General features: G+C 39.0%; 18 protein-coding genes. 15 read left to right on the top strand and 3 right to left on the bottom strand.

Going from position 1 to position 19,306, the window contains the following annotated elements:
• Positions 1-12 precede the first annotated feature (12 nt).
• On the top strand, positions 13-873 hold the full coding sequence (locus LG329_RS06635; RefSeq protein ID WP_404454970.1) for a MurR/RpiR family transcriptional regulator: 861 nt from the start codon (positions 13-15) through the stop codon (positions 871-873).
• Between the two features lie 147 nt (positions 874-1,020).
• Here the strand turns inward: LG329_RS06635 and LG329_RS06630 are convergent, their stop codons facing one another.
• The gene (locus LG329_RS06630) at positions 1,021-1,476 is read right to left on the bottom strand and encodes a CoxG family protein (protein ID WP_404454967.1); all 456 of its coding nucleotides are present in this window, start codon (positions 1,474-1,476) and stop codon (positions 1,021-1,023) included.
• Between the two features lie 367 nt (positions 1,477-1,843).
• On the opposite strand from LG329_RS06630, the gene sat reads away from it, so the two are divergent.
• The 5 genes from sat to galU all read left to right on the top strand — a co-directional run bounded on the left by sat (position 1,844) and on the right by galU (position 7,254).
• Positions 1,844-3,010 (top strand): sulfate adenylyltransferase, encoded by a 1,167-nt coding sequence (gene sat / locus LG329_RS06625; protein WP_404454965.1) that lies wholly within the window; start codon positions 1,844-1,846, stop codon positions 3,008-3,010.
• Between the two features lie 17 nt (positions 3,011-3,027).
• Positions 3,028-4,806, top strand: coding sequence for an SLC13 family permease (locus tag LG329_RS06620; RefSeq protein ID WP_404454962.1), 1,779 nt, complete (start codon positions 3,028-3,030; stop codon positions 4,804-4,806).
• Positions 4,807-4,818: 12 nt separating this feature from the next.
• A complete protein-coding gene (gene cysC / locus LG329_RS06615) occupies positions 4,819-5,424 on the top strand; it encodes an adenylyl-sulfate kinase (protein ID WP_404454959.1) in 606 nt (201 codons plus the stop codon).
• Positions 5,421-6,224, top strand: a complete 804-nt coding sequence (cysQ, locus tag LG329_RS06610) for a 3'(2'),5'-bisphosphate nucleotidase CysQ (RefSeq protein ID WP_404454956.1) — start codon at positions 5,421-5,423, stop codon at positions 6,222-6,224. Before cysC ends, cysQ begins: the two co-directional genes overlap by 4 nt.
• Positions 6,225-6,384: 160 nt before the next feature.
• Positions 6,385-7,254, top strand: a complete 870-nt coding sequence (gene galU / locus LG329_RS06605) for a UTP--glucose-1-phosphate uridylyltransferase GalU (protein ID WP_404454954.1) — start codon at positions 6,385-6,387, stop codon at positions 7,252-7,254.
• Between the two features lie 167 nt (positions 7,255-7,421).
• On the opposite strand, the gene LG329_RS06600 is transcribed toward galU, so the two are convergent.
• Positions 7,422-7,871, bottom strand: a complete 450-nt coding sequence (locus LG329_RS06600; protein WP_404454951.1) for an Lrp/AsnC family transcriptional regulator — start codon at positions 7,869-7,871, stop codon at positions 7,422-7,424.
• A gap of 449 nt (positions 7,872-8,320) precedes the next feature.
• Here LG329_RS06600 and LG329_RS06595 point away from each other — a divergent pair, with 449 nt between their 5' ends.
• From LG329_RS06595 to LG329_RS06555, 9 genes are all read left to right on the top strand, one after another.
• Positions 8,321-9,883, top strand: a complete 1,563-nt coding sequence (locus LG329_RS06595; RefSeq protein ID WP_404454949.1) for an ABC transporter substrate-binding protein — start codon at positions 8,321-8,323, stop codon at positions 9,881-9,883.
• A 411-nt stretch (positions 9,884-10,294) separates the two neighbouring features.
• The gene (gene nikB / locus LG329_RS06590; RefSeq protein ID WP_404454946.1) at positions 10,295-11,251 is read left to right on the top strand and encodes a nickel ABC transporter permease; all 957 of its coding nucleotides are present in this window, start codon (positions 10,295-10,297) and stop codon (positions 11,249-11,251) included.
• A complete protein-coding gene (locus tag LG329_RS06585) occupies positions 11,251-12,144 on the top strand; it encodes an ABC transporter permease (RefSeq protein ID WP_404454943.1) in 894 nt (297 codons plus the stop codon). Before nikB ends, LG329_RS06585 begins: the two co-directional genes overlap by 1 nt.
• An 83-nt stretch (positions 12,145-12,227) precedes the next feature.
• Positions 12,228-13,274: an ABC transporter ATP-binding protein gene (locus tag LG329_RS06580; protein ID WP_404456445.1), complete on the top strand. Its 1,047-nt coding sequence runs from the start codon at positions 12,228-12,230 to the stop codon at positions 13,272-13,274.
• On the top strand, positions 13,225-14,208 hold the full coding sequence (locus tag LG329_RS06575; protein WP_404454940.1) for an ABC transporter ATP-binding protein: 984 nt from the start codon (positions 13,225-13,227) through the stop codon (positions 14,206-14,208). The genes LG329_RS06580 and LG329_RS06575 overlap by 50 nt, the downstream gene beginning before the upstream one ends.
• 54 nt (positions 14,209-14,262) lie before the next feature.
• Complete coding sequence (locus LG329_RS06570) at positions 14,263-15,876, top strand: gamma-glutamyltransferase family protein (RefSeq protein ID WP_404454937.1); 1,614 nt, start codon at positions 14,263-14,265, stop codon at positions 15,874-15,876.
• 34 nt (positions 15,877-15,910) lie between these two features.
• Positions 15,911-16,504, top strand: a complete 594-nt coding sequence (locus LG329_RS06565) for a chromate transporter (RefSeq protein ID WP_404454934.1) — start codon at positions 15,911-15,913, stop codon at positions 16,502-16,504.
• Entirely contained in the window at positions 16,501-17,028 is a 528-nt protein-coding gene (locus tag LG329_RS06560; protein ID WP_404454931.1) for a chromate transporter, read from the top strand. The genes LG329_RS06565 and LG329_RS06560 overlap by 4 nt, the downstream gene beginning before the upstream one ends.
• A gap of 172 nt (positions 17,029-17,200) precedes the next feature.
• The gene (locus tag LG329_RS06555) at positions 17,201-17,776 is read left to right on the top strand and encodes a sigma-70 family RNA polymerase sigma factor (RefSeq protein ID WP_404454928.1); all 576 of its coding nucleotides are present in this window, start codon (positions 17,201-17,203) and stop codon (positions 17,774-17,776) included.
• A 110-nt stretch (positions 17,777-17,886) separates the two neighbouring features.
• On the opposite strand, the gene LG329_RS06550 is transcribed toward LG329_RS06555, so the two are convergent.
• Positions 17,887-19,170, bottom strand: coding sequence for a serine hydrolase (locus LG329_RS06550; RefSeq protein ID WP_404454925.1), 1,284 nt, complete (start codon positions 19,168-19,170; stop codon positions 17,887-17,889).
• Between the last annotated feature and the right edge of the window lie 136 nt (positions 19,171-19,306).

Genomic DNA, 19,306 nt, shown 5'->3' with positions numbered 1-19,306 from the left:
GGAAGTGTATGAATGAAAACGGAAAGTGAAATTAAAAATACATTATTGAAAATCCAAAGTTATGCCAGTTCACTTACCAAAGCAGAAGCAACAGTCGCAAATTACGTTATCAGTAATTCAAAGGATGTCATTTATCTGTCGATCACAGATTTGGCGGAGAAAGCGGATGTCGGTGAGACAACAGTGCTGCGTTTTTGCCGTAAACTTGGGTTTCGTGGATTTCAGGACTTCAAATTGTCACTTGCTCAGGACCAGGTTCAACCTGCCAGTGATTTGCATGAAGAGGTGATGGAAAATGACGATGCAGCTACACTGGTGAAAAAAATCGTATCTTCCCTAAGCCGTGGGATGGAAGAAACACGAGATTTGCTGGATCCAAAAAAGTTGGAGAAAGCCATCCAGATGATTGTAAAAGCAAAAAATGTTCACTTTTACGGGGTAGGTTCTTCAGGAGTGACAGCCGCAGAAGCTGCCCATTCTTTTACGCGAATCGGAAAATCATGTGACGCGAAGCAGGACACACACTTTCAAGCAATTAGTGCATCGTTGATGTCAGAAGACGACGTTGCTGTGGGTTTCTCAATTTCTGGTAGTACAAAAGACACGAATGACAACTTGAAAATAGCGAAGGATAGGGGAGCATATATCATTTGCGTAACTCACAACGCCAGGTCGCCTATTACCAAAATATCCGATGTTGATTTATTAATGTCAGCAAAAGAAAATCCGTTACAGGGAAGTTCTCTTTTAGCGAGGATCTCTCAGCTGGCGATTGTTGATATTTTGTGTACGGGCGTATCCATGCAAATGAAGGAAACTGCGATAAAATATCGCGAAAGGACTGCTAAGGCGGTATCCGAGAAGTTTTATTAATCTCTAGTTGGCTAATGTGAACTAGAAAATGGAACGGATGGAATACCTGCCTTAGCATACAATCAGAAGAAATAAAGGAGACTTTTCTATAGGAAGGTAGTGTTTCACAATGCACTCATTTGTTTATAAGCAAATGTTGTGCATTCCCTATGTAGATACGGTTTCAAGTTCAATCATTTTGTCAGCAATTGCTTCGGTTAAGTCTTTTGTGGTTTTTGGAATTAACGTTTTTAGAATAGGGTTAATCATTGGCCCCATCACGCCTTTTGCGGTGATGTTCATAAAGCCGGTAATTTTTGTCTTTCCTCTAGTAACTGCATTCGCTTCGAAATATCCATTTCCTTTAAAGTTTTCATTCAATCCTGTTAAGTTAAAGGTTACCTTGGTTGGTTCCTGCCATTCCGTAATGTCTATTTTTAGATGAACTGTTTTTTGCATGATGCCGATCTCACCTTTGAATTTCCATGTGGATTGCCTGTCATTTAAAATTTCATGGTCCATGTATCCAGGAACCAATGGAGCCCATTTGTTCATATCACTAACAAAAGACCAGACATCTTTAATCGGAGTTTTTAATTCTGTTTGATGAATCCCTCTTGGCATTGCAGTATCCTCCTTGATTTTTTAATAGCATACAAAAAACGGCTAATTGAAGAAAATGGATTCTCAATTGAAGCCTTTATATCAGTATTCTAGAACTGTTTATTGTATGTTCACTTTATATCTTTTATTCCATTTATTTTAACTAAATATTATTTGCCCAGGGGAAACGGGATTTAGTGAAAGGGTTTAAGAATGGCATGGGTAAATTTTCTCATTTTCAATCAACTTCTGAGGGTTGAATTGTTTGAATGCGAGGTTCTTGACTGTCGTCAGAACAATTCTGAATTGTCTCTAGTGGCAAGCACTTGTGTTGGGACTTGTGTTACTATAAAATAAAATAGATATTAAATTTTTTAGGAGTGTTCTCATGACAAAAACAGATCAATTGCACCAAGCACACGGTGGCGAACTAGTTAATCGTGAGCTAACAGGTAAAGAGAAAGAAAATAAACTAAATGAAGTAAAATCCTTAAATACACATACATTGAATGCGTGGGGTATTTCTGATATAGAACTAATCGGTATTGGTGGTTTCAGCCCACTTACAGGTTTCATGGGACAAGCTGATTATGAAAGTGTTGTAAATAACTACCGTCTTGCAGATGGTACAATCTGGAGTATTCCAATTACATTATCTGTATCTAACGAACAAGCGGACAAGTATCAAATTGGTGAAGAAATTGCACTTCAAGGCGAAGACGGAATTATTTACGGAACGTTAGAATTAAAAGAAAAGTACACCTATGATAAAGAATTGGAAGCACAAAATATCTACGGTACGACAGAAGACAAACACCCAGGTGTTAAAAAATTATACGAACGTGGCGATGTTTATCTTGCTGGTCCGATTACGTTGTTACAGCGTCCGGATCATGGAGAGTTTAATAAATTCTATATGGATCCAAGTGAAACAAGAAAAATGTTTGCTGACTTAGGATGGAAAACAGTTGTAGGATTCCAAACACGTAACCCTGTTCACCGTGCACACGAATATATTCAAAAATGTGCGCTAGAAGCTGTTGATGGATTGCTTTTAAATCCATTGGTAGGGGAAACAAAATCGGATGATATTCCTGCTGATATTCGTATGGAAAGCTATCAAACCATCTTGAAGCATTATTATCCTGAAGATCGTACACGTCTTGCAATTTATCCTGCAGCGATGCGCTATGCTGGACCAAAGGAATCTGTATTGCACGCAATTGTACGTAAAAACTTTGGTTGTACACACTTTATTGTTGGTCGTGACCACGCAGGTGTTGGTGATTATTATGGAACATACGAAGCACAGGAATTCATTTCACAATTTGAAGGTGAGTTAGGTATTCAAATCTTTAAATTTGAACATGCGTTTTTCTGTACCGAATGTGGCAACATGGGTACGGCAAAAACTTGCCCGCACGATAAAGAATTTCATGTACATTTGAGTGGTACAAAAGTTCGTGAAAAATTACGTAATGGGGAACGTCCTCCAAAAGAATTTTCACGTCCAGAAGTGGCAGATATTCTCATCAAGGGTATGCAACAAAACTAAAAAGGGGATATTTTCCCATGTCATTTGAAATGATTTTTGTATTAGTCATGATTATAGCCATGCTGATTGGGTTACTTTTCGAAGTAGCCCGACCAGACATGGTTGTTTTTTCAGTATTGGTGATTTTTTTACTGTCGGGTATATTAACTACGGACGAAGCATTAAGTGGCTTTTCTAACCAAGGGATGCTGACGGTTGCGTTGTTATTTATTGTTGCAGGTGCAGTTCAGAAAAGTGGATTGGTTGATCAATTAATGACGAAATGGTTACGTAACAGTAATTCGCAACTTGGATCAATGATACGATTTTATATTCCGACATCCGCATTTTCAGCGTTTTTGAATAATACACCAATCGTTGTTACGTTTACGCCGATTATTAAAAAGTGGTGTGAGGAGAGAAATATCGCTCCTTCCAAGTTCTTAATTCCATTATCATACGTGACCATTCTTGGTGGGACGATAACCTTAATGGGTACTTCAACAAATTTAGTTGTTCATGGTTTGTTGTTGGATTCGGGGTACACGGGATTTTCTTTGTTCACACTAGCGCCTGTAGGGATTCCAATAGCTATTGTCGGTTTACTCTACATCTTTTTCATCGGACGGCATTTACTGCCCGACAATAAAGGGTTTAGTCAACAAATGCAGGAACACTCAAAAGAGTATATTGCGGAAATGCAAGTAGAAGAAACATTTAAACATGTTAATGCGAGTGTTAAAGGTGCCGGTCTCCGTGATCTAAAAGGGTTGTATTTAATTGAAATCATTCGTGAAAATGAAAGAGTATCACCTGTTCGTTCTACAACGAAGATTTTTGCCGGGGACAGGTTAATATTTACAGGCTTAATTTCTACGATTGCAGAACTGCAAAAAATAAAAGGCCTAAGTTTAGAAACAGGCACCGATTTACAATTGAATCACTTGAAAAGTGGAACAACGGATCTGGTTGAAGCCGTTGTATCCCATCAATCATCCTTACTAACCAAATCGATCAAGCAAAGCCAATTTCGTTCGAGGTATGATGCGGGTGTTATTGCCGTACATCGAAATAATGAACGAATTAAAAGTAAGGTAGGCGATATTACCCTTAAACCTGGTGATACATTACTGTTGCTCGCTGGTTCCGATTTTATTGAGAAAAACAAACTGTCGAATGATTTTTATGTTGTATCATCACTTGATGCGCCTGAGTCATTAAGTCAAGATGCCAAAAAGGGCTTTTTCTCTGTTGGGATATTGATCTCGATGATATTACTCGTTACGTTTGGTGTATTAAGCATGTTTAAAGCAATGACCTTAGCCGTTATGATTATGTTAATAGCAAGACTCATTTCGGTTACCGAGGCAAAACAATATGTACAATTCAATGTTCTATTATTGATTGCCAGCTCACTTGGAATCGGAACCGCTATGACAAAAACGGGATTAGCAGGTTGGATTGCTGATCAGTTAATGGCTGTCGGACAACCAATTGGACTCATTGCCATTTTAGTTATCATGTATATTTTAACAAATATCTTTACCGAATTAATCACCAATAGTGCAGCTGCAGCTTTAATGTTGCCGATTGGCCTATCAATGGCCAAAGCATTGGAGCTTGATCCAATGGGGTTTGCGGTACTTGTCGCAATTGCGGCATCTTCAAGTTTCATCACACCAATAGGCTATCAGACGAATTTAATTGTTTATGGCCCAGGTGGGTACAAGTTTTCCGATTATATAAAGGTTGGAACACCACTCAGTATTTTAGTTATGATTACAGCAGTTACATCAATTAACACGATATGGTTCTAGGAGGATTCTAACATGACAAAATCAACAAACATCGTATGGCACGATTCAAAGGTGTCAAAAGAAAATAGACAGGATTTAAACAAACATAAAAGTGCAGTTCTGTGGTTTACTGGATTATCTGGATCAGGTAAATCAACTGTTTCAGTTGAGCTTGAAAAAGAACTCCATACAATGGGCATTCATACGTACCGTTTAGATGGTGATAATGTACGCCATGGTTTAAACAATAATCTTGGGTTTAGCCCGGAAGACCGTACGGAAAACATTCGCCGCATTGGCGAAGTATCCAAATTAATGGTTGATGCAGGCTTGTTTACATTGACTGCGTTTATTTCACCTTATCGTGCGGACCGCGATAAAGTACGCGCGATTCTTGATGAAGGAGAATTCATTGAAGTATATGTAAAAGCAAGTGTTGCGACATGTGAATCACGTGATCCAAAAGGGTTGTACAAAAAAGCGCGTGCTGGTGAAATTAAAGGATTTACAGGAATAGATGCGCCATATGAAGAGCCAAGTGAGGCTGAGGTAGTTGTGGATACAGATAAGCTTTCCTTAGAAGAATCTGTACAAGCTATTGTTACGTACCTAAAAGAAAAAGGATATCTTGAGAAATGAATATAGACCTGAAAAAGTTATTTGACATCTCATTAGCCGCTGGAAAAGAAATAATGGACGTATACAGTCAAGACATTGAAGTGGAAACAAAACAGGATGATTCCCCGTTAACCATTGCGGATCAACGTTCCCACAACGTAATAATGGATGGGTTATCTAAGCAATATCCTGACATTCCTGTACTGAGTGAAGAGGGCAGAGATATTTCTTACGAAGAACGTAAAGCGTGGAATCAGTTCTTTTTAGTAGATCCATTAGACGGAACGAAGGAATTCATCAAGAAAAATGGTGAATTCACTGTGAATATCGCAGTAATCGAAGACCATTACCCAGTGATGGGCGTTATTTATGCACCAGATTTAGATGTGTTTTACTTTGGAAGTAAGGATTCGGGTGCATACAGGTTAGAGCAAGCATCCAAATTTGAGATTAGTGATGAATCAGATTTAATTGAAAAAAGTACCAGGCTTCCCGTTGAGAAAAAAAGTGAAACAATAAATGTCGTTGCAAGTCGTTCACATATGTCTGATGATACACAAGCGTTTATCGATGGTCTTCAAATGAATGGTCAACCGGTTGATGTAGTATCAGCAGGAAGCTCATTGAAGTTTTGCCTTGTCGCGGAAGGAAAAGCGGACTACTATCCACGTTTTGCGCCTACCATGGAATGGGATACTGGCGCAGGACAAGCATTAGTTGAAGCCGCTGGTGGGAAGGTAATACGCCATGAGGATAAAGAACGATTCTATTACAATAGAGAAAACTTGAAAAATGGTTGGTTTTTAGTAGAAAATAGGTAATAGAAGTTAATATTATCGACATATTAATGAAAAGTTTTGGTTCGTATTTAAAAAGTGAATAATGTCACTGAATGCTGCAGTTGTACTTTAGGTACTGCAGCTATTCATTTATTTTTTTTACTAGAAAGAATAGTTAGAACAAGGAGGAGTGAAATATACCATGCAAGTTAAAAAAGCAATTATCCCTGCTGCGGGATTAGGCACTCGTTTTCTACCAGCAACCAAAGCAATGCCAAAAGAAATGTTGCCAATAGTAGATAAACCAACAATTGAATATATTGTAGAGGAAGCAATTAAGTCAGGGATTGAGGATATTATTATTGTCACTGGTAAAGGGAAAAGGGCAATTGAAGATCATTTTGATAATTCCTTTGAATTAGAAGAATCTCTAGTAAGGAAAGAAAAATTTGATTTATTGGAGAGAGTAAAAGAATCAGCAAATGTAGATATACATTATATAAGACAAAAAGAACCAAATGGTCTTGGACACGCTATTTGGTGTGCAAGAAAGTTTATTGCAAATGAACCTTTTGCTGTATTATTAGGTGATGATATAGTTCAAAGTGAAACGCCATGTCTTAAACAACTCATAAATGAATTTAATACCATTCAATCATCAATTATTGGGGTACAACAAGTACCAGAACATGATACACATAGATACGGAATAATTGATCCATCTACAAACGATGGGCGAAGATATGAAGTTAGTAAATTTGTTGAAAAGCCTAAACAAGGTACTGCTCCCTCCAACCTGGCAATAATTGGTAGATATATATTAACTCCTAAAATATTTGATTTCCTTGAAGAACATACTATAGGCTCAGGCGGAGAAATACAGCTGACTGATGCTATAGAGAAATTAAATCGAATAGAAAAAGTGTATGGCTATGAATTTGAAGGTGATAGATATGATGTTGGGGAAAAGTTAGGTTTTATTCAAACTACAATTGAAATTGGTCTTACAAGAGACGACCTAAAAGAACCATTGCTAAACTATTTAAAAAAGCTTGTTAAGGAATATGAGTAACTATTTAAAGTTATAAGGGAGCGGGTCCGTAGTGGATCGCTCCCTTATTTAGCAGGTAAGAAAGTATAAATCCTTTCTTACTGCATAAGTGCAACTAAGGCTTTCGCCATTAAGGCTTGGCGATAAGCCAAGTTTTCTAAGTAATCTTTAGTATAGTGCGCCTTATTCTAAAGTTTATATCCTGTTCGACTTTTAAATCTTTTTAAAAGTATGGAGCTTTCTACCCTCGTTATTCCTTCAACAGCATATAGTTCGTTATTAATAAAGATTTCGAGCATTTTAAAATCCTCTACAAGTACATGCATATGTAGTGTGCTTGGACCAGTCATTTGATAAACACTTGCAACACTTGGGTTATCAGCGAGATTTTGAGCTACTTCCTGTAACTGTTTTGGTTCCACATCTACTTCAAAAAAGGCTGAAACGTTTTTTCCGAATTTTTCAGAGTTTATTACAACTGTGAAATTCTCGATTACCTCTCTATCTATCAGGTTTTGGATTCTATCTTTAACAGCTACACGTGAAAGACCTACTTTTTCCGCTAATTCCACATACGATAATCTTCCATCTTGAATTAATTCTTCTACTATTTTGCGATCTACATCATCATATTTCATAAAGTTAACTCCTATAGTTTAAAATTTCAATTTATTCGGCTACTTTTTATAGTATCAGAAAATGAGAGTACTAACAAAAGATATTTTACTTAAAGTCCAAAATATCATACAAAAAGAAACTAATTTTGTTAAATACAGATATAAATGAAAGCGTTTTAACAAAGTAAGTATACTTTTGTTCAAAAATCTATTGACATGCAATTTTCAATTATGTATTATATTTATAACTTAGTAAATAGTAAGAAAACTACAAAAATAATAAGTGGAGGAGGATAGAGTAATCGGATGAATTGTTAGTAGATTGATGCAGCTGGTTTTATTACTATGAGGTATTTTCATTCTATTATTTAGGATTACGTATATTGCGTTAGGGTTCTTAGGGAAAGTGGTATTTATTTACAAACTGAATTGAAATTATTAATACTTTAAAATAATAGGAGGTTGTTCGATTGACTTATGCATGGAAGAAATCGCTCTTTTTTCTAGTGATCGTTGTTTTCATACTATCAGGATGTAACTCAGAGTCATCATCAAGCGAGTCAGAATCTGGTAAGGATAATGAAAAGCCAGTAACAGCTAAAGAAGATAAGGATACGCTGATCATCGGGCTAGACGATGATCCACCTCAATTGGACCCGCATCGATCATCAGCAGCCGTCGATCGCCAAGTCTTCCAGAGTCTGTATAATACGCTTGTTGATATTAATGAGGAATTGGAATTTGTACCAGAACTAGCGAAAAGCTGGGAAATATCTGAAGATGGCAAGACCTATACGTTTGAGCTTCAACAAGGTGTGGTTTTCCACGATGGAACACCATTTAATGCTGAAGCAGTTAAGTTTAATTTTGAGCGCATGCTTGATCCCAAGCTTGCTTCACCACGTGAATCAGAAATCAACCTAGTCACAAAAGTGACAGCTGTTGATGAATATACGGTTAAGATAACATTAGAAAAACCATACTCACCTTTTTTATCGGTACTAACAGACCGAGCAGGCATGATGGTCTCTCCAACAGCCGTTAAAAAAGAAGGAAAGGACTTCTCGAACAAGCCAGTTGGGACAGGTCCTTACACACTTGTTGATCGTGTCCAACAGGATCATATTAAATTAACACGTTTTGAAGATTACTGGAGAGAGAAACCTGCAATCAAAAACGTCGTATACAAACCTTATCCAGATGGCAATTCACGAGTGACAAACTTGATTTCAGGAAAACTTGATATTGTTAATCAAATTCCTTTCAAGGATATTGATAAAGTCAAAAGTGCTTCAAACATCAACGTTTCAGTTAAAGACGGCCTTGGTTTCCAGGGGTTGATGTTAAACACTGATAAAGCACCATTTAATAACAAAAAGGTTCGTCAGGCTGTTAATGTTGCGATTGATCGCGCTGCAATTGCTAAAGTAGTGTATCACAATGGTGTTACTCCAGCTGTCAGTCCTTTTCCACCGTCAAGCTGGGCAAATCCGGAAGATATGGAGGTACCAGAAGCTGACATTGAAAAGGCGAAAAAACTTATAGAAGAATCTGGTCAAAGCAACATCAGTTTCACCTTGAAAATAACACCGAAACCGGAAGAAAAACAAATCGGACAGATGCTACAGTCAATGCTAGGACAGATTGGAATTAAGGTTGAAATTGAAATGGTTGAATTTGGAACATTACTGGAGCAAATGCGCAACCATGATTATGACGCACTCAGAATTGGCTGGAGCGGACGTACAGACCCTGATGGAAATACTTTCACTTGGTTTTCAACAGGAGGTTCCTTGAATGAAATGAGCTACTCTAATCCGGACGTGGATGAGTTATTAAGTAAAGCTAGAACCACTTCGGATCGAGAAAAGCGTAAGGAATTGTACGGCGAAGTAGCACATATTCTGTGGGAGGATGTACCTTATATCTTTATTTTCCACGAGAAAAATATCAAACCAATGAAGAATTATGTTGAAGGATTCAATCACGTTCCAGACGGAATGATCAGAACCGAAACCATATCGTTTAAATAAATAAAAGCGCAAGCGCCCGTTTATTGCAGTATGCCCTGTGCCCACGCAACGTGGGTAGTTCGATGTTGCCACTCAAGTGGCGGTTTTAATCGAACATCCTTCTTCCGTATGAGATTAGATGAACTTGACTTCTCGCCAGTGATGGCGAAAGTCAAAGTGAATCTTATGCTGTGATGAAGTGAAAAGGAAACACGAAGAGCGTTAGCGATTAAGGACGTTCGACTATGTCGAACTGTTATTGTAAGGAGGTGCCGGAAGGGCACTAGGCATTGGGCGCTGGAGCTGGACGTGGCTGGTCATGTAGGTCAGCTATTCACAGAATAAAGTTTTATATTAATTTCCTAATAAGAAGAAATAAGGTGTTGCTATTCTGCGACACCTTATTACATATCATTAAAGGAGGGGAGCAAAATGGCATATTTTTTACTTCGGCGCTTAGGTCTTATGGTAATTGTATTATTCCTTGTAAGTGTAATTGTTTTTGGACTTGTTAATATTTTACCAGGTGACCCAGCAACACTGATGTTGGGCGTGGAAGCTACACCTGAGACGTTGGAGGCACTGCGCAAGGAAATGGGGTTAAACGACCCTATACATGTTCGGTATTTAGACTGGGTGGGCGGTGTTGTCCAGGGTGATTTAGGATATTCAATTCAAGATCATTCACCAGTAATAGAAATCCTATTAAATAAAATACCAGTCACTTTAGAGTTAACTGTAATGTCGTTTATTATTGCAATGATGATAGCTCTACCTGCAGGTATTATAAGTGCGATACGTAAAGGAACAGCACTTGATTATACGAGTACTACTTTTGCACTTACAGGCGTATCACTTCCGTCTTTTTGGCTTGGTATTTTGCTTATTTATGTTTTTGCAATTACATTAGGTTGGTTTCCTCCATCTGGTTACGTTCCATTAGGAGAAAACTTTATGAAAAGCATCATGCTTATGCTGTTGCCAGCTATTACCCTGGGTACAAGGATGTCAGCTGAAATGATGAGGATGATTCGCTCGAGTTTACTGGAGGTTCTTGAATCAGACTTCATTCGAACTGGGTACGCCAAGGGGTTGTTGGAACGTTCTGTTGTATTTGGTCATGCATTGAAAAACGCACTAATTCCCGTCCTTACGGTGAGTGGTCTACAATTAACGACCCTATTCGGTGGAACGGTTATTGTTGAAACCATTTTCGCGGTTCCAGGATTGGGTCGACTAATTTTAGATTCCATTTTGACAAGAGATTATCCTGTTGTTCAAGGTGTGGTGTTATTTATGGCCTTTTCAGTAGTTTTCATCAACTTTTTCATTGACATTCTCTATTCAATTTTGGATCCAAGAATTAAATTAACTGGAGGATCGAAATAATGAAACAGCTACAAGAGGTGAGTACACAAACCACATCAACCAAAAGTCCACAAATTCGAATGCTAGTAGATATGATGGAGCGCCTTTGGCAAAACAAGCTGTCGGTAGCAGGTGGGATCTTCATGCTGATATTGATTATCATGGCGATATTTGCCGGTTTACTGGCACCATCTGATCCGGCAGCACAAAATTACAGTGCAGTGTTACAAGGTCCAAGTGCAGCCCATTGGTTTGGGACAGATAACCTTGGTCGAGACATCTTGAGTAGAGTTATATACGGTGCACAAGTTTCCCTGAAGGCTGGACTGATATCCGTTGGTATCGCGCTGATCATTGGTCTGCCAATTGGATTATTCTCTGGTTATTACCGAGGGTTATGGGATGAGTTTTTTATAATGAGATTTACTGATGCGATGCTTGCATTTCCACCACTTGTATTAGCGCTAACTCTTGCAGCAGTGTTAGGTGCAGGATTGGAAAATGCGATGATTGCGATTGGGCTCGTCTTCACCCCTAATTACATTCGGTTAATGAGAGGTGAGGTTTTGGCAAGGCGAGAAAGCGAATATGTAGAAGCGGCGAAATCGTCTGGTATTAAGGATTGGAGGATTATGTTGTTCCATATTCTCCCGAACTCGATGGGACCAATTCTAGTTATGGCAACATTAAATATTGCTGGGGCAATTATTGCCGAAGCTTCGTTAAGTTTTCTCGGCTTGGGAACGCAGCCTCCAACACCAAGTTGGGGCGCTATGCTTGCTGAAGGACAAGGGTACCTGACGGAGGCACCATGGTTAGTGTTTTTCCCAGGGTTATTCATTTTTCTTGCCGTGATGTCAATTAACTTATTTGGTGACGGTCTTCGTGACATGCTTGATCCAAAATCAAAATAATAGAATGCTTATTAGCAGAAGTTTAAGTGTTTCATAATATACTAGAAGGTAGCTATATAGATATAGAAGGGAAACGAGAGGTGATGAAAGTGAGCAAAAACCAATTAGAGGTAAAAGAGCTTTGCGTCAGTTTTCGAAATAGAAAAGGCACGGTTTCGATTTTGGATAAAGTTGATTTTTCTATTGAAAAGGGAGAAACGCTTTGTATTGTTGGCGAGTCGGGATGTGGGAAAAGCCTGACTTCATTGGCAATCATGGGATTGCTGCCAAAAAATGGTGAAGTTTCAACTGGAGAGGTCCTCTTTGAGGAGGAAAATCTAGTTAACAAAAGCATGAAAGAAATGAGCCGCATTCGTGGAAATGATATGTCAATGATCTTCCAGGAGCCAATGACTTCTCTTAACCCTGTACATACGATCGGCAAACAGGTGGCTGAAACGGTTCGCATTCATGAAAAGGCTGGAAAAAAACAATCCGTTGATCGAGCGATAGAAATGCTTAAGCTCGTTGGGATCCCTTCCCCTGAAACTCGTATCCATGATTACCCACATCAATTAAGTGGAGGGATGAGACAAAGGGTGATGATTGCAATGGCACTCGCTTGTAATCCAAAACTATTAATTGCTGATGAACCGACGACAGCCCTTGATGTGACAATTCAAGCGCAAATCCTTGAATTAATGAATGATCTGAAATCTAAGCTTAATATGTCAATTATGATGATTACCCATGACTTGGGTGTCGTTTCGGAAATGGCCGATAAAGTTCTGGTAATGTACGCGGGAAAAGTCGTTGAATACAGCAACGTAAAGGATTTATTTGAAAATCCGAAGCATCCGTATACACGAGGTTTAATAGAAGCGATACCTAAATTGGATGAAGAGAAAGAAAACCTTTCTATCATTAAAGGAACAGTTCCTAGTCCGGAGAATATGCCAGTGGGCTGTCGTTTTGCTGACAGGTGCCCGTTTGCAAGTGAGATTTGTCGTGAAGAATCACCTGAATTAAGTGGCGAATCAAACCACCAGGTTGGCTGTTGGATGTACACAGACAGATGGTCGGAAAAGGAGGAAAACGGAAATGTTAGCAGAAAAGAAGGAGCAGCAACAGGAGAAGCTGCTAGAAGTTAATGGTTTGAAAAAGTATTTTACCACCGGCAGCTCCGTTGGAACAAAAAACTATATTAAAGCGGTAGATGACCTCTCCTTTTTCATTTACGGTGGCGAAACGCTTGGTGTTGTCGGTGAATCAGGCTGTGGTAAATCCACGATGGGTCGAACTGTTCTTCGGCTGCAAAATCCGACCGAAGGGGAAACGTTTTTCGATGGGGAAAATATTAATCACTATAGTAAGAGGAAATTAAGAGAATTACGGAAAGAAGTGCAAATGATTTTTCAAGATCCATATGGTTCATTAAATCAAAGAATGACCGTGGGAGCGATGCTAAGCGAAGTTGTCCGCACGCATAAAATCGTACCGAAAAAGGATACGGTAAGCTACATTCAAGGACTGCTTCAGGATGTCGGCTTAAACCCGGAACATTATTGGAAATATCCGCACGAATTCAGTGGTGGACAGCGTCAGAGAATCAGCATTGCCCGTGCTCTAGCCGTAAAACCTAAATTAATTGTTTGCGATGAAGCGGTGTCAGCGCTAGACGTATCAGTTCAGGCCCAAGTGTTAAATTTGCTGCAGAAGCTGAAGAAAGAGTACCAGCTGACATATTTATTTATTTCGCATGACCTATCTGTTGTTAAACACATAAGCGATCGCGTAGCTGTCATGTATCTCGGGCAAATTGTTGAGTTGGCTGACAAGCATGATTTGTATAAAAAACCGCTACATCCATATACACAAGCGCTGTTATCAGCGATTCCGACGGTAGGCAGTGAAAAGAAAAAAGAACGTGTTATATTAGAAGGGGATGTACCAAGTCCAATGAATATTCCGCAAGGCTGTCGTTTTCATACACGTTGCCCACTTGCAAAAGAGCATTGTAAGGTAAAAGCTCCTGAATGGCGCGAAGTAGAGGAAGGACATTTTGTGGCATGTCATGAGGTTTGATGCTAATTTTCCTACTAAATAAAAGAATAATTACTATACAAGGAGTGTTCATATATGGATTCTTTTAACCAACAATCCCATCCCTATCCAAGTACACGAAATGCAACATACGCTAGTAATGGCATGGTTGCAACATCTCAACCACTAGCGTCCCAAGCGGGGTTGGATATACTGAAAAAAGGTGGAAACGCCATAGATGCTGCGATTGCTACAGCAGCATGTCTTACGGTTGTAGAACCAACCTCTAATGGTATTGGGGGAGATGCGTTTGCATTAGTTTGGACAAAAGGCGAGTTGCATGGTCTAAACGGAAGCGGACGCGCTCCCCAAAATATATCAATAGATGCTGTTAAAGAAGCGGGACATGATGAGATACCTAAATATGGCTGGACCCCGGTAACTGTTCCAGGGGCCCCTGGGGCATGGGCTGAACTCTCTGAAAGATTTGGGAAGCTTCCATTAACGGAAGTATTACAGCCCGCAATTCATTATGCTACGGAAGGTTTTCCAGTATCACCAACATTAAGTAGGTTTTGGAAGAAAGCATATGGTGTTTTTAAAGCGAATTTGACGGATAATGTTTTTACACATTGGTTCGAGACATTCGCACCAAAAGGACGGGCGCCTAAGGTTGGGGAGATATGGTCGTCACTTGATCATGCCGAGACACTTCGATCCATTGCTGAAACAAATGCTGCATCATTTTATCGCGGGGAACTAGCAGATAAAATTGCTGGTTTTTCTAAGGAAAACGGTGGTTATTTATCTGCGGAAGATCTTGCTGCACATAAAGCGGAATGGGTAAAGCCAATTAAAGTAAATTATCGAGGCTATGATGTGTGGGAAATTCCACCTAACGGCCAAGGCATTGTTGCACTTCAAGCACTAAACATTTTAAAAGGGTTCGATTTCCCAGAAAAGGAATCAGTAGATACATACCATAAGCAATTTGAAGCTATTAAACTAGCATTTGCAGATGGACATAAGCATATAACGGAAGAGAACCACATGAGATGCACGACAGATGACATACTGAGTGATGAATATGGGGAATTACGGAGAAACCTTATAGGTGACGAGGCCATGCAACCTGAAGCTGGAGAACCTGCTTTAAGTGGAACGGTTTATTTAGCAACAGCTGACAATGAGGGGAATATGGTTTCCTTTATTCAGAGTAATTATATGGGATTTGGTTCAGGTCTAGTTGTACCGGGAACGGGAATTGCATTACAAAATCGTGGCCACAATTTTTCGATGGATAAAGACCATGTAAATGCCTTAAGAGGAGGCAAAAAAACCTATCATACGATTATCCCTGGATTTTTATCAAAAGATAGTCAGCCAGTTGGGGCGTTTGGCGTGATGGGTGGTTTCATGCAACCGCAAGGTCATGTCCAAGTAATAATGAATACGATTGATTTTGCACTAAATCCACAAGCAACGCTGGATGCACCACGCTGGCAATGGCTAAAAGATAAAACGGTCGAAGTGGAACATAGATTTCCACACCATCTTGCCCAAGCTCTGGCTGAAAAGGGGCATGATGTAAAGATTGCACTTGAACCAAACAGCTTTGGCCGTGGTCAAATCATTTGGCGTGATCCTGAAACAGGTGTACTCGTGGGTGGCACTGAATCCCGAACAGATGGTACTGTAGCTGCATGGTAAGGAAACTTAAAAATAACCAGAAGGAAAGCTATCTATGAAAACACAATGGGATTTATTTATTGCCTTTTTCAGGATTGGCATGCTCGGATATGGGGGAGGCCCAGGATCTATTCCCCTAATCCATAAAGAAGTAGTGGAAAAATATAAATGGATGAGTGATGAAGACTTTGGGGATCTATTGGCACTAGCAAACACGTTGCCAGGACCAATTGCGACCAAACTGGCAGGGTATATTGGACATAATGTTTCGGGTCTAGTTGGGATGTTAAATGCAGTCCTTGCAACAATTTTACCTACTATTGTTTTGATGATCATTCTATTAACATCCCTTTCATCAATAGATGATCTACCATGGGTACAAGGAATGACCGCTGCAGTAATACCGGTTGTTGGTGTCATGCTTGCAGTGTTGACCTGGCAGTTCTTTGGTAAAGCAGTAAAAGGTATGGGCTGGTTGCAAACGGGATTAATGTCAATCGCAATTTTCGCCTTGCTATATCTTTTAAATGTTCACCCAGGAATAGTGATTGGTATTTTACTTGTTATCGCATTAGTTAAAAAGGATAAGGAAGATAGTGAGGATAAAACAGAGCAACAGGTCAGGGGTAAGGAGGGTGAATCAACATGAAGTATTGGCATATATTTCTAGCCTTTTTCATCCCAGGTATCCTTGGTTATGGTGGTGGGCCAGCGTCCATACCCCTAGTAGAAAATGAAGTTGTAAAACGGTATGAATGGATGAACGTCCAGGAATTTAGTGAAATGTTAGCACTCGCTAACTCATTGCCAGGGCCGATAGCTACTAAAATGGCTGGATTTATCGGTTATGACGAGGGCGGGATACTGGGTGCTTTCGTTGCCGTATTTGCAGCAGTTGCACCATCGTTAATTATTATGATTTTGTTATTAGGCGTTCTTTATAAGTATAAGGATTCTAGTAAAGTGAAAAGACTAACCCAATATGTACGACCTGTAATTGCAATCTTACTAGGTGTTATGGCATGGCGTTTTTTTCAAGAGTCGTATGAGGGTATAGGTATATGGCAGACGGCATTGATCACAATTAGTAGTTATTTATTAATTGAACGAATGAAGGTTCATCCTGCTTTTGTAATAGCTGCATCTCTTATATATGGTGGATTTTTGTTGTAACGTACATTGGCCAGTTAACTTTCTATAATTTAACGATAAACCTACGCAGTAATTGGAATGCGTGGGTTTTTGTTTGCATAAATATGTATCTTTTATTAATAAAGTGACACTTAACTCCTTTCACTTGCGATTATAGTAGTAGAATAGCATTTATGGTAGAGGAGAACGAAAAATGGACAATAAGAATAACGTTACATTTGAAGATATTTTTGAACAGAATAAGAGGAGAATTCATTACCACATTCACAAATTACGTATTAACGATCCACATCAGGAATTTTACCAGGAAGCACTTTTTGCAATGTGGAACGCGTATAAAACATATCAACCTGATAAAGGCATCATGTCTACTTACTTCAACTATACAATTCACAACCGGTTGATCGATTTGCTGCGAAAAAAGACAAGGGAACAAGAACACGAGGACGTGTGCGTGCAAGAGATTGGGAATAGAACCTATAATAGCAATCGAATTCGCAAAAATAACACACTTATTCCTGATTTCACGGATATACCTATTGATGATTTTTCTACACTTCTTTGGGAGCAAGTAAGGTCTCTCTTAACGGAAAATCAATGGAAGTGGGTTTATCACTACATCATCCTAAACATGTCAGTAAAGGAAATTGCTGAGCAGGAAGGTGTCACGATTGATGCCGTGAAAAGCCAAGGGAAACGGGTGAGGAAGAAGTTAAGGGAGGCGGGGCTTAGGGAAATGGTGAGAGGGTTGGGTGATGATCTAAATTAGTAGGGCTATTGTTACGGATATGTTTTAATGTTCGGTTGGTTCCCTCATTGGCAAAATAAATACAAAAAGGTGATAGAGTTAACGTCTATCACCTTTTTGTATGAAATTATCTATTCATCCATAGACTCGTAGACAGCTGTAGCTATTTCACTAGATAATGAGCCTGTACTTGGATATGATCCACTTTCCAGTTGGCCATTATTTTGTTTGTTGGTAAGTACGATAATTTGTAAATTATAAGACGGGTCAAAAATCACCTGTGTTCCTGTAAACCCTGTATGGCCAAAAGCAGAATCAGAGTGCAGTTCACCCATATACCATTCTTTATACAGTTCCCAACCATATCCCTGACCATATCGTTGCGGCTGTGTAAATGTATCGATTACCTCATCGTCATAAAGCTTTAATTTTCCATAGCTACCGCCATTCAACATAGTTTGACCAAGAACTGCTAAATCGCGAGCGGTTGAAAATAGTCCTGCATGTCCTGCTACACCGTTATTTGCATAGTAACTATTTCCATCACTAACTTCCCCAATGAGTGTATAGTCTCTCCAACCTTTGAAATCATCAGCATCTTCCTCCACATAGTACCCGAAGTTTGGATCATCTATCATCTTGTACTCAAATGGATTACCCCAAGAAGTGGCTGCGATTTTTTTATTTAAACTCTCAGGTGGTGTAAACATTGTATTTTTCATTTTTAAAGGTTTATAGATATTTGTTTCTAAATAGACATCTAATCGTTGTCCGGTCACTTTTTCAATTACAAATCCAAGTGTCATAAAACTGAAATCACTGTATCGGCGGTCTGTACCAGTTTCATATTCTAATGGTAGTTTATTGATATAATCAAGAACCTCTGTTGAGTTACTTGCGTGCAAATAAGTAGGCTGCCAGGGTGTTAATCCGGATGTATGCGTTAATAAATCTGCAATGGTTACTGCTCCCTTGCCATTTTGGGCAAAACCTGGAATGTAGTCAGACACTTTATCATCAACAGCAAGCTTCCCTTCGCTAACTAGTTTCATTATTCCCTGTGTTGTACCCATTACTTTTGTAATCGAGGCTAGATCAAATATAGTCTTAGGATTCATCTTTCTTGGATGATCGAGTAGTTGACCCATATCGAATTTTTGGGCATAGCCATATGCACTTTCTTTCACTATTTTATTGTCTTTTGCAACTAATACTACCGCACCAGGCGTAGTACCGTTGTTAATCGCTTCTTGAACAATCCCATCAATTTCATTTAATTTTTCTTTATCCATTCCAACGGATTGTGGACTTCCTTGACTAAGTTTATTGGATTTGGCTAAAACAGCACTTGTCGATTGAAACGTTATTCCAAAAGTTAAAACAACAAGTAATAGAATTATAGGCGTTTTTCTCATCAATTATTCTCCTTCCTGAAACTTAAGTAGAGCCACTTTTCACCACCTTCATCAAAAAAATGTGTAATAAAATTCTGAACTATACAATAACTATTAATATACAATATAGTGTATATTGGGTCAGCTTTCAAGACTG

Origin of the sequence: Virgibacillus necropolis, from assembly GCF_044793635.1 — a bacterium.
GTDB lineage: Bacteria > Bacillota > Bacilli > Bacillales > Amphibacillaceae > Virgibacillus_F > Virgibacillus_F necropolis_A.
The sequence above is the reverse complement of the archived record's forward strand: the minus strand, read 5'-3'. Positions and strand labels throughout refer to the sequence as shown.